Origin of the sequence: Variovorax paradoxus (assembly GCF_000834655.1) — a bacterium.
GTDB classification, from domain to species: domain Bacteria; phylum Pseudomonadota; class Gammaproteobacteria; order Burkholderiales; family Burkholderiaceae_C; genus Variovorax; species Variovorax paradoxus_F.
In genome coordinates this window covers 45,686-59,904 of record NZ_JXQQ01000012.1, presented here as the reverse complement: position 1 = coordinate 59,904, position 14,219 = coordinate 45,686, and the positions used below count along the sequence as shown (strand labels likewise).

Sequence of the window (14,219 nt, the reverse complement as noted above, 5' to 3'; positions counted from 1 at the left end):
ATGAAGGGCGAAGGGGTTCCCATGCGTGAACCCCGAGCCCCGGCATCCGCGTTTTCAGCGCAGCAGCTTGACCAGCGCCGCGATCTCTTCCCCGCCGAGCCCCGCCGCATCGGCACGCTGGAAGAGCCCTGCGGCAAACGTCGGGAACTCGGTGTTGATGCCCGCCTCATGCGCGGTCTGCAGGATGCGCTGCGTCGCCTCGACCGAAATGCGCATCGGGCTCTGCGAGATCTTGAAGTCGCCCGACTGGATCACCGAACCTTCATGCTGAAGGAAGCCGGCGAAGGTCGGCATGATCCGCGCGACGATGCGGCCGTACTCGGCCACATCGAAGCCTTCGTGCTCGGCGATGCGCGCGCCGTGCATGAACCCGAGCAGCGTGCCGTAGATGGTGGAGAGCGTGGCCAGGTCCATCGCCGCGGCGGCGCTCGCCTTCTCGCCCAGGTACACGATGCCGCCGCCCAGCACCTTCAGCATCGGCTCAGCTTCGCGGAAGACGGCTTGCGCGCCCGACATGAGGATCGGCGTGTCGGGCTGACCCATCTGGTCGGGCGCGGCCTGGATGGCGCCTTCGAGGTAGGTGGCGCCCTGCCGGTGCGCCCACAGTTCGGCATCGCGCGCGTCGGTCGGGCTGCCGGTGGTCAGCTGGACCAGCAAGCGGCCATCCATCGCGGCGCCAACGCCCTCCATCGCGAGGATCGCCTCGGCGGCGCGGTAGTCGTAGACGCACATCAGCACGACCTTCGCGGCGCGCACCGCCTCGGCCGCGCTGCGCGCCAGCACGGCGCCCTTCGCGACCAGCGCATCGGCCTTCTCCGACGAGCGGTTCCAAACGGTGACCTTGTAGCCCTGGTCCAGGTAGAGCCGCGCGATGGTGAGGCCCATGGAGCCCAGGCCGAGAACTGAAATTTCCTTGTTGCTCATGATGTTCCGGATGCAGGTTGTGACGACGGGTGCATCGTAGGAATTTCACTTGCAAACGGTCAAGTACCTACCATAAAGTGAGGTACTTACCAAAACGTATGTATTGGATCAGCGCATGAAGGCGAAGAAGCCCTACAACTGCGGCATCGGCCCCGCATTCGAAGTCATCGGCGGCAAGTGGAAGGCCGTCATCCTGTGGGAACTGCATGTGCAGCCGCGACGCTTCGGCGAGCTGAAGCGATTGCTGCCCGACATCAGCGAGAAGATGCTGATCCAGCAGCTGCGCGAGCTGGAAACCGACGGCCTCGTCAACCGCGAAGCCTTCCACGAAGTGCCGCCGCGCGTCGAATACTCCGAGACGAAACTGGGCGCCACGCTCAATGCGGCGCTCGGTCCGCTGGCCGATTGGGGCGATCGCTATGCCAAGCGCGTGGAGGCCGCGCGCAAGAAGGCCGAAGGCTAGGCGGCCCAGCCCGTCTCGATCTCGGTCTTCACCTCGGTCATGAGCTTGTGCACCGGGCACTTGCCCGCCACGCGCAGCAACTCGTCGCGCTGCGCCTCGGTCAGGTCGCCGGTCAGGCGCAGGCCCGACTTCAAGCGGTAGACGCCCTTGCGCTCCTCGCTGTCGTCGCGATCGACCACCACCTCGATGTCTTCCACCGGGATGCCCTTGCGGCGCGCGTAGATCAGCACCGTGAGCGCCTTGCAGGCCGCGAGCGACGCGTCGTACAGGTCGTGCGGCTCGGGGCCCGCATCGCTGCCGCCGCCGGCCGGCGAGGCATCGACCGGAATCTCGTGGTTGCGGATCTTGAGGATGTGGCGTGTGCCGGTGGTGCCGTCGCGGCGGATCGAAATGCTCATTGCCGGTGTCCTTGGTGAGTGGAGTGGGAGTTCAGCGAACGCGCGGCCGATGGTAGCCGCCGCGCTCAGCGGTCCACGGCGAGCGTGAGCGTTTCCTTGATCTCTTCCATCACCACGTAGCTGTGCGATTCGGCCGCCACGGGCAGCTTCTTGAGGATGTCGCCCAGGAGGTGCCGGTACTCGCTCATGCCGCTCAGCCGCGCCTTCACCAGGTAGTCGAAGCTGCCCGAGACGAGGTGGCATTCGAGCACCTCGGGCATGTGCAGGAGCTCCTGCTTGACCTTGTCGAACACGTCGCCCGACTTGGCCGAGAGCTTGATTTCCACGAACACCAGGAGCGTCTTGCCCAGCGCCTCGGGCGACACCCGCGCGTGGTAGCCGGTGATGACGCCATCGCGCTCCATGCGCTTGACGCGCTCGGCGCAGGGCGAAGCGGAAAGGCCGATGCGCTCGGCCAGTTCGGTCATGGAAACACGGCCCTGGCGCTGCAGCAGGTCGAGGATCTTGCGGTCGATTCGGTCGAGTTCCGGCATTTCACTCCGCGCGGTGCGTTGGACGATTTTCGGCAGTGGATTTCACCGCCAAACCCTGAAGAACAATGGAATCCACTGCATTGTGCACTTTAGATTCCATGCATTCCATACGAATCAGCGGATACACCATGAAAGTCATCGTTCTCGGCGGCGGCGTGATCGGCACCACCACGGCCTACTACCTCGCGCGCTCCGGCGCCGACGTGACCCTGCTCGACCGGCAGTCCGGTCCTGCGGAAGAAACCAGCTTCGGCAACGCCGGGCAGGTGTCGCCGGGCTACTCCACGCCATGGGCCGCGCCGGGCATTCCGCTCAAGGCGATCAAGTGGATGTTCAAGAAGCACGCGCCGCTGTCGATCCGGCCCGACGGCACGCTGTTCCAGCTGCGCTGGATGGCCGCGATGCTGCGCAACTGCTCGCCCGAGCGCTACGCGGTCAACAAGGAACGCATGATGCGCGTGGCCGAATACAGCCGCGGCTGCCTGCAGCAACTTCGCGCCGACACCGGCCTCGCCTACGAGCACCGCACCGGCGGCACGCTGCAGCTCTTTCGAACGCAGGCGCAGCTCGATGCGGTGCAGCGCGACATCGCGGTGCTCGAGGAATGCGGCGTGCCTTACGAACTGCTCGACCGCGATGCGCTCGCCGGCGTCGAACCGGCTCTGGCCGGCGCGCGCGACCGCCTCACCGGCGGCCTGCGCCTGCCCAACGACGAGACCGGCGACTGCCACCTCTTCACCCGGGGCCTGGCCGACATCGCGCGCGGCCTGGGCGTGGACTTCCGCTTCGGCCAGGCCATCGACGGCCTGGAAACCGACGGCGGCCGCATCACTGGCGTGCGCACCACCACCGGCAAGATCCTGACGGCCGACCGCTACGTGATGGCCTTCGGCAGCTACTCGCGCGCCGCCATCGCCTCGCTGGGCCTCGACATCCCGGTGTACCCGGTCAAGGGCTACTCGCTCACCGTGCCGCTGGTCGACGAGTCGCTCGCGCCGCAATCGACGGTGCTCGACGAGACCTACAAGGTCGCGGTCACGCGCTTCGACAACCGCATCCGCGTCGGCGGCATGGCCGAGCTCGGCGGCTTCGACCTGCGCCTGAACCCGGCCCGCCGCGCCACGCTCGAAAAAGTGGTGAGCGACCTGTTCCCGGGCGGCGACCTCGCCAGCGCCAGCTTCTGGACGGGCCTGCGCCCGATGACGCCCGACAGCACGCCCATCGTGGGTGCCACGCGCTACGCGAACCTGTTCCTCAACACCGGCCACGGCACCTTGGGCTGGACCATGGCCTGCGGCTCCGGCAAGCTGATCTCGGACATGGTGATGGGCCAGCAGCCGGACATCCGCACCGACGGGCTCGGCATGGACCGCTACGAGCAGGCTCCCACACGCGGCGCGCGCCCGCAACCGGCTGCTGCGCCGGCTTGAGCAGCGCCCCGCCCCCCACCCGTCCGTCGTTCACGCTGAGCTTGTCGAAGCGCTGCGGGAGGCCTCCACAAGCTCAGCCCGAACGATGGGGGCGATGACTCGGGCTGCGGAATTCCCGCGGTGCATTTCCGCTTCGCCATGCTTGGCCAGCAGCTGCATCAGGTGCTTGCGGATCAGCATGCCGGGGCGGTCGGACTCCATCGAATACTCCACGCCGCGCCGCCGCGTATCCACCAGCGCGTCGGGGTCGGTCGACTCGAGGATGTCCTTGTCCTCGCGCGTGATCTCCGCGTCGAAGTCGATCAGCATCTGCGCGGCGCAGTCGGCCTCGGTGTCGTTGCGGAACAGCCATTGGCACAGCTGCATGCGCCCGTCGTCGATCGGCGTGAAGCAATTGATGATGATGTGGCGCACGCCGCTCGGGTACTCGATGTCCAGGCGCCGCGAGAACGGCAGGAAGTAGGCGTTGCGCATGTGGCGCGTGGTGATCGCATCTGTCACGCCGCTGATCGCGTGGAATTTCACCGGATTGGTCGCCTCGATGACCGTCTCGGCGTAGAAGCCCGATTCGTTTTCCACCAGTTCGTATTTGCTCGGCTTCGGGCTCGCGGCCACGCCGAAGGTGGCGCGGTGCACGAAGCTGAAATGCGAGTTGTCGAACGAATTTTCGAGCGCGCGCATCGGGCTGGTCTGCCACTCTTCGTGGAACTGGAAGATCGTGCGGTAGGCCGCGTCGGTGAATTCAGGAATGTCGGGGATGTCGGCAATCGGCTCCTCCAGCGCCACCCACGCGTAGCCGTAACGCGCGGTGCAGCGGTAGGCGGTGGTGCGGTACTCGGGCGAGATCTTGCGGTCGGCCTCGTACTGCGGAATGCGGATCACCTGCCCGCTGCGGTCGTAGGTCCAGCCGTGGTAGCCGCACTGGATCGCTCCGGTGCCGCAGGCCTTGCCTTCGCCATCGACGCACCAGCCCTTGGAGAGCTTCGCGGTGCGGTGGCAGCAGCGATCGCGCAGCGCGGCGGGCTGGCCATCGGCGTCGATGAAGAGAACGATGTCTTCGCCCAGCAGCCTGAAGGGCTTCGGGCCATCGGCCAGATCTGTGAGCGGCATGACGGCATGCCAGAACTTGCGGAAGATGGGTTGTCGGGTAACGAGCATGCGTGGACTCCTTCTGTGTTGCGCGCGGGTACGTACGAACCTGAAAGAGCAATTTCCTGCCTGGATGCATGGGGCACCCTGCGGCTGAACGCTTCTACTCTGCGCAACCTGCCTTGCAAATTGCGCGCCCGGATTGTGGCGCGGCCCGTTGTCCGGTGCACGCCTTCCGCGCAAAGCCCGAGAAAAACGCCCAGGCGAAGCCCTTGGCATGCGTCGTGCATGGAATCCCGCAAGAGTAGAAGCGTTCAGCAGCGCACGCACCACGAAAGTGCGCCGCCCGGAAATTGCTCTTGAAGCGCCTTCTGCTCTTGTGCAGGGGATTCAAGACCACCGATTCCGAGGCCCCACCATGCAACGCCGATCCTTTCTCGCGGCCACCTCCGCCGCTGCAGCCGCCTTTGCCGCCCCCTCCGTCATGGCGCAGGGCGCCGGCAAGCTCACCCCGGTCAAGTTCACGCTCGACTTCCGCATCAACGGCCAGACCGCCCCCTTCTTCCTCGCGCACGCCAAGGGCTACTACCGGGACGAAGGCCTCGACGTGACCATCGACACCGGCGCCGGCTCGGTCGCGTCGATCACGCGCATTGCGAGCGGTGTCTACCAGATGGGCCTGGGCGACATCAGCTCCCTGGTCGAGTTCAATGCGCAGAACCCAGGCACGCCGATGGTGCAGGCCGTCTACCAGTACTACAACCGCGCGCCCTTCGTGATCATCGGCCGCAAGGATCGCGGCGTGACCGGCGACTTCAGGAGCCTGCAGGGCAAGAACGTCGCCGCGGCCGCCGTCGAATCGACCCGCCGCGCCTGGCCGATGGTCGCCCGCAAGCAGGGCATGCGCAACGACGCCTTCCTGTGGCAGACCACCGACTTCAGCGCGCGCGACAACGTGATGGTGCGCGGCGACGTCGATGCCGCCACCTACTTCCACGACTCGGCGATCTCGCTCTTCGCGCGCATGAAGCCCGAGGAGCTCTCGGTGCTGAAATACGCCGATGCGGGCGTCAACCTCTACGGCAACGCGATCCTCGCGAGCAGCAACCTCATCGCGCAGAACCCCAAGGTGGTCGCCGCCTTCCTGCGCGCGACCAACCGCGCCATCGTCGAGACCTTCGCCAACCCTGCGCCGAGCATCGCCGCCATGCGCCAGCGCGAGCCCATCCTGGACGAGAAGATCGAGCTTGAACGCTGGGGCGTCACGGCGCAATATGTGGGCGCGGCGGACACGCGAGCCCATGGCCTCGGCGACATCCGCAAGCTCACGCTCGAGCAGCAGGTCGACGAGGTGGCCGAGGTCTTCGCACTCAAGGTCAAGCCCCCGGCCGACGCCATCTTCAACACCTCGATGCTCCCATCGCGCAACGAACGCATGATTTCCAAGGCATGAACTTCAACAGCACCACCCACACCACCGCCTCGTTCCCCGAAGAAACCGCGCTCGACGAGCGCGACGGGCGGTATCTGCGCAAGGCCATCGGCTGGTCGCACCTCGCGCGCCGGCGCGGCAACCGGCCTTTCGGATCGATCATCGTCTCGGCCGACGGCGAGGTGCTGGCCGAGGCGTACAACAACACCGGCGAGACGGGCGACTGCACCGGTCACGCCGAGACGAACGCGATTCGCGCGCTGGCCGGCCGCGGCATCTCGCGCGAAGCCCTCGCGGGCGCCACGCTCTATGCCTCGGGCGAGCCCTGCGTGATGTGCGCGGGCGCGATCTTCTGGTCGAACATCGGGCGCGTGGTCTTCGGCATCGACGCCGAACGCCTGCGCCTGTTCCGCGGCGAGCGGCAGGACCAGCGCGATGCGGAGTTGTCGTGCCGCGACGTGTTCCGCGCGTCGCCGCATCCGATCGAATGCATCGGGCCGGCGTTGCTGGACGAATCCGCCGCGGCGCACGACGGGGCCTGGAAATAAAGCTCGCCCCCAGGCTGCGCGCACTTCGTGTCGCTTCGCCTTCCCCCTGCCGGGGGCGGCACCTGCGGCCGGCCGAGCCGGTTCCGCGGTACCCCCGAATGACCCACGACTAGACTTGCCGCATGCCCTGGCACGCCCGTCTCCACCTCGACTACCAACAAGAAGCCGACCGCACCGTCGCCCGTTTTCGTCACGACGGGCCGCTGCGCATCCTGCAGAGCCTGTACCCCGAGGGCGACGCGATCTGCCACAACGTGCTGGTGCATCCGCCGGGTGGTCTGGTCGGGGGAGACACGCTCGACATCGACATCGAGGCGGCGAATGGCAGCCACGGGCTGATCACCACCCCGGGTGCGTCGCGCTTCTACCGCTCCGAAGGTGAACTGGCCTTGCAGCGAACGCGCATCCGGCTTGCAAGGGGCGCGCGGCTCGAATGGCTGCCGCTGGAAGCGATCTGCTACAGCGGATGCCAGGCCGAGAACCGGCTGACGATCGAGGTCGAACCCGGTGCCGAGATGATCGGATGGGACGTGACGGCGCTCGGCCTGCCGAACGCGAACCAGCCGTTCGAGCGGGGCACCTACCTGCAGCACATCGAGGTGCCCGGGGTCTGGCTGGAACGGGGGCGCATCGATGCGGCGGACCGGCGGCTGCTGCAAAGTCCGCTGGGCTTCGGCGGACACAAGTGCATTGCGTCGCTGTTTTTCGTGTCGGGTTCGCCGGCCACGCGGGCGCGACGCGAAGCCTTGCTTGCGCAGGCGCGCGCGCTGCTCGAAGCGCACGGCCTGTTCGACAGCGCCGGTGCGACCAGCCCACATGCCGAAGTCGTCGTGTTGCGGGTGCTGGCGCCTGTGGTAGAGCCTGCGATGCAGTTGCTGCGGCAGGTTTGGCAGGCTTGGCGGGGAGAGTTGTGGGGATTGCCGGCAGCTGCGCCGCGGATCTGGTCGACCTGAGCGTGTCTCGCTAACGCATTGGCAACTTCAAGACCAAGTCGAGCAAGTTGTCAAAGACAGCGTTGCCGGCGCAAGGCCATTCCTCATGCTTTCTTCTGTCCACCTTCCACACCCCAATGAACTTGTTTCTTCCTTCGCGTACGGTGATTCCATAGGAAACCTCGCCGACGGTAAACAGCACCGAATCGACAACCGTGCTTTCTCCGTGTGGATTCAAATGCTCGCCTCGAAAGAAATCGACAGGACGCGTGCCTTCGAAGGATGGAAGCGTCAACTCAATAGAAGAAGGACGCCCATAGCGATATTCCAGTCCTGCTCCCGGATCGAACCCGCGAATGATCGACGGGCCACAAAGTGAGGCCACTTTTTTGCTGCCTTTGATTTGGCAAGAAAAATAGGTGACCTCGTCTGCTGCACAGTGAGATGGGCTGATGGCACCAGCCTCAGCGTTGCTCAAGAGGGGCATGCAGATCGCAATTGCGGCTGCATATCCTGCATAGCGACGGCGCGTTCGTTCCCGATAGGTCATGTACTTTCCTTTTGCCGCTCCAAGGCTTTGCTGTCGGCAGGAACTGGAGCGTCATTCAACAAGCTCCAGACATAGCCGAAGTATTCGACTCGATTCTCGAGGTGGGTCGTTCCGCCATTCACGGCACGCGTTACCAGCTCGATTGTTCCGGGAGCGGCGCCTGCGTCAGCGTGGCGACTGATGCTTGCGCCTCGGAAGGCTCCAGCATTGACCCAGTACTTCAACGCCACGTCGGCAGATATGAACGCATCCGCAGCCAACAATGCTGGGTTGGGGTCCGTGGTGTAGTTCCTCCCTCTATAGGCTTCATAGCCTGCATAGTTGACACGCCCCGTCAACTGGATGAGCCCTCGCCCCCTGAATCGCTGTCCGTCTCCGACCTGGATGTTGCCGAGTGACTGAGCTTTTGTTTGTACTTGAGCTGGCCTGAGAGCAGCATATTCGTTGCGGGTGTACGCAACACGCTGGCCGCCCACCCTGTGGTAGACCAATCCAAGCCGCCAGGCAACGCCACCACGGTCGTCGTGGTCGACGCCCGCTTCCGCCGGCGTGATGACTTCGTACATCGTGCGGAAATAGCGCTCGTTTCCTGTTTCTACGTTGTATTGCAGTGCGCCCGTTTCCTGAAAGCATTGACTCAAAAAGTGAGCTTTTCTTAACGCTGAATCCATCAGGCCGTACTTGCGAAAGGCCTTGTTGAGGGCGATATGCAAGCTGGGCGGCATCCCGTTTCCTTGTGTCGATCCATCGCGAAATCGCCGTATCGACTCCGCCCAACTCACACGGCTCGCAGCCGTTGATTTTCTTGGTAGCAGTTGCGCCATCTCTTTGAGCGCCAACCATCCACACCTGCGCATCGAACCCATGAACTCTCTCGGGTGAAATCGCCAGTCGGCTTGCTTGAATGCCTTGGGCAAGTCCTCAAAGGTGAGTCCATGCGCATGCTTAACGAAGCGATCCCATTTCTGGGCCCCAGTGGCATCGTCGTCGGTCGACTTGAAATCCTCGGTCTCCAGCCAGCCGTAGCGCGCCTCGACAGTTGCTCGATCCCATTCGCACGGGAACTTACAGATTGCGCGGCGCAATTTCTTCCGCACTTCAACCTCCCCCAGCCTCTTGGCCAACTCGACGCGTTCCATGCGCTGCTCGTTCTTCGGATCGGGATCGCGGATCAGCGTTTTCATATGCAGCGAGTCGCACCGCAGATCGGTGTTCGGGTCATCGTCGAAGCAGTTCCAGCCCATGACCGGCAGAAAGTCGGCATCGCTGAACTTGAAGGTGCCCTGTGCATTGAGATCTACCCAGACCTCTCCTGTGGGCGTTGCGATCTTGCGCCAATGGGCGGCGTTGGCGGGCAAAGGGTCAGGCCCCAGGTTGCGTCCGAAGCGCAGCAACTCGTACCAGCCGCTGGGGCTGCTTGCAGCCCGAGTTGACGCGTCCAGGGAACCGTGGCGGTCATTGCACACGGCATACAGGTCGTACTCAAAGCTCTGAGGCGCTGCATTCTTGACAGCGGCAGACGCATTGACGCCGCTGACGTAGTCGTACCGGCTGTCATTTCTGGATGCGCCAACAGGCGCACCGAATCTGTCGTAGCTGGTAAGCGTTGCTATGCCGTTCTCGCAAGCGAGTTGCACCCACTGCGGGTTCAACAGCGCGTGAGCAGCGGTGGCGCCAGCCGCGCCACCTGCACTATTCGCCATACGTAACTGGCCGATCGGTTGGCTCGCGCTTACTGGCGTACCTGCTGGCAAGTAGATGTAGACACTGCCGAACACGCTATCGGTACGCCCGTCGGCGACAGGCGCCGGCGGATCCAGCGGATCTACCCAGTTCGGCCCGCGCCGGGTCAGCTGCCGGAGATTCGCTTCGTCGCAGCAGATCTCGAAGTGGACCTGCCCCTCGTGCCCATAAATCTGGCCAGGCGTTCCCAGTTCATCCTTGCGATAAACAGCATCGCCGACTGCCCACGGGGCCTTCGTCTTCGGGCACTGCGCGATGCTGGCCAGGTGCATGCAGGCACTGTAGTAGACGACCTCGGTGACGGCGGTTCCTTCGGCACCGATCTCCGTCCTGTGTTCGACGACGACGAACCCGTCGCTGGTCCATGCTAGCGTGGGCGTATCGGCATGAAAAGGGTTGTAGTTGAGCGGGTGCTTGACGTCGTTGTTCGGCACCGTCGGTGCATGGACGAAGATCACTTTGCCGTCTGCGATTGCCCGAACGGGCAGATGGGTGCCACCGGAATGTGGCGCCTGGATGTGAATCCCGTTGTGCCACCCCAGCTTCAGGCTCAAGGGGAACGAGCCTTCCGGCGCGTTGGTGCTTGCCAGCCGCGATGCAGGCTGCGCCATCGCGGCGTCGAGCCATGCTTCTTCGGATTGCCCCGCGCGATCGGGCAGGAAGGGAGGACTGATGATCATGGCGATGTTCAGAGCGAGAAGGGATGGGCCGCGTCCTCGCGGGAAGAAAGGCGCAGCTCGGGGCGCGGAAATGCGGTCGGCTCGACAGGCCGGCTCATCGGCCCGATCAGCGAATGGCTGGCCGCGTGCTCCACCCACGTCCCCTCGGTACCGTGCTGGATGCCTTGCGCATTCCAGCGGCTGAAGCTGCCGCCGCCGTTGACGACCAGCTCCTCTTTTGCGGTGATGGTGATGCGGTTGGCGGCGTGGGTGATATCGAGCTTGGCCAACAGGTGGATGTTCTGCTGCAGCGCCTTGAGCTCGATGTTCGCGCCGGCCGCCACCAGCCGGATGCCGGCCTTGTACGAGAACATGCGGATGGCCTGCTTGACGCTGACCAGGAAACTCTTGCCCGCACTCACGCTGGTGTGGCCGCCGCTCGTCATCGCGTGATGCTCGCCGCTGGCCATGTGGGTGGACTGTGCCGTCGTGCTCTCGATGCCCGCCGGACTGGCCAGCACGAGATGCGGCTCGGCCAGTTCGGAAAAACGGCCCTCGGCCGGGTTGCCGCCCTGCCCTTTGATCGCGTCGTTCTGCGCTTTCAATGCCCGGGTCACCGCATCCTGGTCGCCTGTGGCGTGGGCTTCGGCCTGCTGGGCCGCCATCGACAGGCTCTCGTGCTGCTCGCGGCTTCCCGTGAGTCGCGCCAGCGTCTCGTCCATGGACTTGATGTGGCCGGAGGCATTGCCGCGCGTCTCGGTGGTGATGAGGAGCCCGTCCGCAGCCCTCACGACGCCATGCCCGTCGGTGCGCAGCTCGAAGCCCTCGCCGCGCGGGTCCTTGCGCCCCGCGTTGTCTTCGATGCGCGTGATGTGCCCGAGGCTCAGCTGGCTGTGCTGGTGATCGGACTTGAGCTGCACCTGGATCTTCGTGTCGGTGTCGTCCAGCACGAGGTGATTGCTGCGGCCCGCGGCGCTGTTTCCGCCTTCCTTGCTCAGCTCCCTCGACCTGAAACCCGAGAGCGCCGCCTGACCGGGCAGCGCCCACGGAGGCAGGTTCGACTGGTTGTGCACGCGCCCCGTGCACACCGGCAGGTCCGGATCGCCGCCGATGAAGTCGACGATGACTTCCTGCCCGATGCGCGGGATGTGCATGCCGCCCAACTGGTTGCCGGCCCATGGCGAACTCACGCGAATCCAGCAGGTGCTGTGCTGGTTCTTCTGGCCCAGCCGGTCCCAGGGAAATTGCACCTTGATGCGGCCGAGTTCGTCGGTCCAGAGGTTCTGGCCTTCGGGGCCCACGACAACGGCAACCTGGGGGCCACGCGTGAAGGGCTTCGAACGCGCGAGCGCCGGGCGAAGCACTTCGACGACGGGATGCGCCGTCAGGTCGACGCTGATGCGCCACTGCTGCTTTCTGTCTGCTGCCGCCTCCTTGCGCTGGCTGTCCTGCGCAACGTCCTCGATGAGAAAGCGGGTCTCCAGGACAAGGTACTCGGCGTTCGCGCTGTCCCTGGGATGCCTCGCAAGCCTGAACGTGCAACCGGCCGCCATGCCGCGCAGGTTGCCGCTGGCCTGCACCCTCGCCCCATGTGTGCGCAGTGCCTGCATGCGCAACAGGGCAAGCTGGCGGCCCTCGCCTTGCGGATCGTTGGCTGCATCCATGCCCGCGCGAGGCTGCGCGAAGTGGCTGCCGGCGGCAGCGTCGTGCCATTGGTAGACCTCCTGATCGGCCTGCCCGGTCGGGCGCGGGTCCTTGCGGCTCGTGCCGAGGTCGGCGCGGGGCCGCGTGTAGTCGCAGTCGCGGCTGGCGTACTGCCCGCTGGTGAGCCGGTGGCAGGGGACGACGCTGTGCAGGTATTCGGCATCGAGCTTCCAGCCGGGCGCGTGGTATTCAACCTCCCGGTACGCGGCGCTCTCGCTGGCGCCGTACGCGCCCATCGCATCGCAGAGGACCAGGCGGTGCTTTCCCTCTGAATGCGCGAAGTGGTAGCTGATGCCCCACTCCTCGCACAGGCGGCAGAAGAAATCGAAATCGCTTTCGTTGTACTGGGCCTGGTAGTCGCGCGAGGGGTACGTCTCCACCAGGCGCTTGTCGACGGGAAAGGCATAGTCGGCCAGCAGCGCGTCGAGGATCTGCACGACGTTCAGGTTCTGGAAGATCCTGCAGTCGGTGGACAAGGTGGCCAGGTGCAGCCAAGGCCGCAAGGTGAGCCTGTACTGCACATGCCGCCCCTCTTCGCCCCAGAAGGCCGCATCGGTGACGAGCGCGTTGATCTCGCGGGGTGGGCCCTCGTCCAGTTCGATGAGGCAGCCGATCTCGCGGCCGATGAAGTCGTCGAGGTTGAAATCGGCCGCGCCGCTGGCGCCGAGGTTCAGGTCGTCGGGCGTCTTGAGCAGCAGTTCGTATTCGAACAATGCATTGACGCATTCCCGGCCCGACAACCGCACGGGCTCGAGCGCCGGGCGGCCGAGGACAACGGGAATGGCGGGGCTCTGGATATGAAGGGTGCGAGAAGAAGGCATCGCGGCAGTGTTCCGGCCCGCGCCAGATAACACTGCGAACAATCGTCACGCCTGCGAGGCCTCCCGCCACGAAGTCGCCGAAAACAGGAGATATGTCATGGCGCGGCTCAAGCCGGGATGTCGGTGCGCGGCAGCCGCAGGTGCTTCTTCAGCGTCTCGAACACCTGCCGCGTCGCCGGGTTCACCACGTGGCTGCGCACGTACAGGTAATAAGCCAGGTCCGGCAGCCGCGGCATGCCGTCGCCCGCGCCCAGCACCCGCAGTCCTGCATCGAGTTGCTCGACGCCACGTGCCGTCACGCCGAGCCCCGCCCGCAATGCCGCCTTGATGCCGATGAGGCTCGACGAGGTGTAGCGCGGCGTCCACGCGACGCCTGCCGCGTCGAGCGCCTCGTGCCCGATGCGGCGGAAGATGCTCGGCCCGTCCGCCATGATGAGCGGCACCGGCTTCGTCGGGTCGTGCACATAGCCCGCGGCGCAGAGCCACACCGTGGGCGAGTTGCGCAGCACCACCCCCTCGAACTGCGACTGCGGATCGGCGCGGTTGGAGATGATCATGTCGACCTCGCCGCTCTTGAGCGAGGTCATCAGATAGGGGCTGCGGCCGATGTGGATGTCCAGCTGCAAAAGCGGCGACGTGCGCGCCACTTCGGTGAGCAACAGCGGCAGCATGGTCTCCGCCACGTCGTGCGGCGCGCCGATGCGCAGGTTGCCTTCGAGCTGCCCCTGCCGCAGGCTCCGCAGCGCCTCGTCGTTCAGCGCGAGCATGTGGTGCGCATAGCTCAGCAGCCGCTCGCCGTGCTCGGTCAGCCGCTTCTGGCGGCCCTGCTTGACGAAGAGCGGGTGGCCGATCTGCTCTTCCAGCCGCTGCATCTGCTGCGTGATCGCCGACTGCGTGCGCCCCAGGTGGACGGCGGCCGCCGCAAAGCTGTGGTGGCTGACGACGGCCGCGAAGGAGCGCAGCAGTTCAAGATCGAGCGTGGGCATACATTAA

13 protein-coding genes are annotated in these 14,219 nt (G+C 65.3%); 5 read left to right on the top strand and 8 right to left on the bottom strand.

Going from position 1 to position 14,219, the window contains the following annotated elements:
* Nucleotides 1-54: 54 nt before the first annotated feature.
* A complete protein-coding gene (locus RT97_RS06690) occupies nt 55-924 on the bottom strand; it encodes an NAD(P)-dependent oxidoreductase (protein ID WP_042578007.1) in 870 nt (289 codons plus the stop codon).
* A gap of 115 nt (nt 925-1,039) precedes the next feature.
* Here RT97_RS06690 and RT97_RS06685 point away from each other — a divergent pair, with 115 nt between their 5' ends.
* Complete coding sequence (locus tag RT97_RS06685; protein ID WP_013542967.1) at nt 1,040-1,387, top strand: winged helix-turn-helix transcriptional regulator; 348 nt, start codon at nt 1,040-1,042, stop codon at nt 1,385-1,387.
* Here the strand turns inward: RT97_RS06685 and RT97_RS06680 are convergent.
* Entirely contained in the window at nt 1,384-1,785 is a 402-nt protein-coding gene (locus tag RT97_RS06680; RefSeq protein WP_042578006.1) for an OsmC family protein, read from the bottom strand. The genes RT97_RS06685 and RT97_RS06680 overlap by 4 nt on opposite strands.
* A 65-nt stretch (nt 1,786-1,850) precedes the next feature.
* Entirely contained in the window at nt 1,851-2,318 is a 468-nt protein-coding gene (locus RT97_RS06675; RefSeq protein ID WP_042578005.1) for a winged helix-turn-helix transcriptional regulator, read from the bottom strand.
* Nucleotides 2,319-2,446: 128 nt separating this feature from the next.
* Here RT97_RS06675 and RT97_RS06670 point away from each other — a divergent pair, with 128 nt between their 5' ends.
* Nucleotides 2,447-3,748 carry a D-amino acid dehydrogenase gene (locus RT97_RS06670; RefSeq protein ID WP_042578004.1) on the top strand — a complete coding sequence of 434 codons (1,302 nt, stop codon included), beginning with the start codon at nt 2,447-2,449 and terminating at the stop codon, nt 3,746-3,748.
* A gap of 30 nt (nt 3,749-3,778) precedes the next feature.
* On the opposite strand, the gene RT97_RS06665 is transcribed toward RT97_RS06670, so the two are convergent.
* Nucleotides 3,779-4,906: an aromatic ring-hydroxylating dioxygenase subunit alpha gene (locus RT97_RS06665; RefSeq protein ID WP_042578003.1), complete on the bottom strand. Its 1,128-nt coding sequence runs from the start codon at nt 4,904-4,906 to the stop codon at nt 3,779-3,781.
* Nucleotides 4,907-5,255: 349 nt separating this feature from the next.
* Here RT97_RS06665 and RT97_RS06660 point away from each other — a divergent pair, with 349 nt between their 5' ends.
* From RT97_RS06660 to RT97_RS06650, 3 genes are all read left to right on the top strand, one after another.
* A complete protein-coding gene (locus tag RT97_RS06660) occupies nt 5,256-6,290 on the top strand; it encodes an ABC transporter substrate-binding protein (RefSeq protein ID WP_042578002.1) in 1,035 nt (344 codons plus the stop codon).
* Nucleotides 6,287-6,817: a nucleoside deaminase gene (locus RT97_RS06655; protein ID WP_042578001.1), complete on the top strand. Its 531-nt coding sequence runs from the start codon at nt 6,287-6,289 to the stop codon at nt 6,815-6,817. The genes RT97_RS06660 and RT97_RS06655 overlap by 4 nt, the downstream gene beginning before the upstream one ends.
* A gap of 122 nt (nt 6,818-6,939) precedes the next feature.
* The gene (locus RT97_RS06650) at nt 6,940-7,770 is read left to right on the top strand and encodes an urease accessory protein UreD (RefSeq protein ID WP_042578000.1); all 831 of its coding nucleotides are present in this window, start codon (nt 6,940-6,942) and stop codon (nt 7,768-7,770) included.
* A 10-nt stretch (nt 7,771-7,780) separates the two neighbouring features.
* Here RT97_RS06650 and RT97_RS33080 read toward each other — a convergent pair whose 3' ends face one another.
* The 4 genes from RT97_RS33080 to RT97_RS06635 form a co-directional block, all read right to left on the bottom strand.
* Entirely contained in the window at nt 7,781-8,299 is a 519-nt protein-coding gene (locus RT97_RS33080; RefSeq protein ID WP_155403757.1) for a hypothetical protein, read from the bottom strand.
* Nucleotides 8,296-10,722 carry a M23 family metallopeptidase gene (locus RT97_RS06645; RefSeq protein WP_042577999.1) on the bottom strand — a complete coding sequence of 809 codons (2,427 nt, stop codon included), beginning with the start codon at nt 10,720-10,722 and terminating at the stop codon, nt 8,296-8,298. The genes RT97_RS33080 and RT97_RS06645 overlap by 4 nt, the downstream gene beginning before the upstream one ends.
* An 8-nt stretch (nt 10,723-10,730) precedes the next feature.
* The gene (locus RT97_RS06640) at nt 10,731-13,226 is read right to left on the bottom strand and encodes a type VI secretion system Vgr family protein (protein WP_080898212.1); all 2,496 of its coding nucleotides are present in this window, start codon (nt 13,224-13,226) and stop codon (nt 10,731-10,733) included.
* A 107-nt stretch (nt 13,227-13,333) separates the two neighbouring features.
* Nucleotides 13,334-14,212, bottom strand: a complete 879-nt coding sequence (locus RT97_RS06635) for a LysR substrate-binding domain-containing protein (RefSeq protein ID WP_042577998.1) — start codon at nt 14,210-14,212, stop codon at nt 13,334-13,336.
* Between the last annotated feature and the right edge of the window lie 7 nt (nt 14,213-14,219).

Coding starts and splice junctions, on each gene's coding strand:
- RT97_RS33080 (WP_155403757.1), bottom strand. CDS start 8,299: ATGACCTATCGGGAACGAACGCGCCGTCGCTATGCAGGATATGCAGCC.
- RT97_RS06655 (WP_042578001.1), top strand. CDS start 6,287: ATGAACTTCAACAGCACCACCCACACCACCGCCTCGTTCCCCGAAGAA.
- RT97_RS06635 (WP_042577998.1), bottom strand. CDS start 14,212: ATGCCCACGCTCGATCTTGAACTGCTGCGCTCCTTCGCGGCCGTCGTC.
- RT97_RS06665 (WP_042578003.1), bottom strand. CDS start 4,906: ATGCTCGTTACCCGACAACCCATCTTCCGCAAGTTCTGGCATGCCGTC.
- RT97_RS06645 (WP_042577999.1), bottom strand. CDS start 10,722: ATGATCATCAGTCCTCCCTTCCTGCCCGATCGCGCGGGGCAATCCGAA.
- RT97_RS06690 (WP_042578007.1), bottom strand. CDS start 924: ATGAGCAACAAGGAAATTTCAGTTCTCGGCCTGGGCTCCATGGGCCTC.
- RT97_RS06670 (WP_042578004.1), top strand. CDS start 2,447: ATGAAAGTCATCGTTCTCGGCGGCGGCGTGATCGGCACCACCACGGCC.
- RT97_RS06680 (WP_042578006.1), bottom strand. CDS start 1,785: ATGAGCATTTCGATCCGCCGCGACGGCACCACCGGCACACGCCACATC.
- RT97_RS06685 (WP_013542967.1), top strand. CDS start 1,040: ATGAAGGCGAAGAAGCCCTACAACTGCGGCATCGGCCCCGCATTCGAA.
- RT97_RS06675 (WP_042578005.1), bottom strand. CDS start 2,318: ATGCCGGAACTCGACCGAATCGACCGCAAGATCCTCGACCTGCTGCAG.
- RT97_RS06660 (WP_042578002.1), top strand. CDS start 5,256: ATGCAACGCCGATCCTTTCTCGCGGCCACCTCCGCCGCTGCAGCCGCC.
- RT97_RS06650 (WP_042578000.1), top strand. CDS start 6,940: ATGCCCTGGCACGCCCGTCTCCACCTCGACTACCAACAAGAAGCCGAC.
- RT97_RS06640 (WP_080898212.1), bottom strand. CDS start 13,226: ATGCCTTCTTCTCGCACCCTTCATATCCAGAGCCCCGCCATTCCCGTT.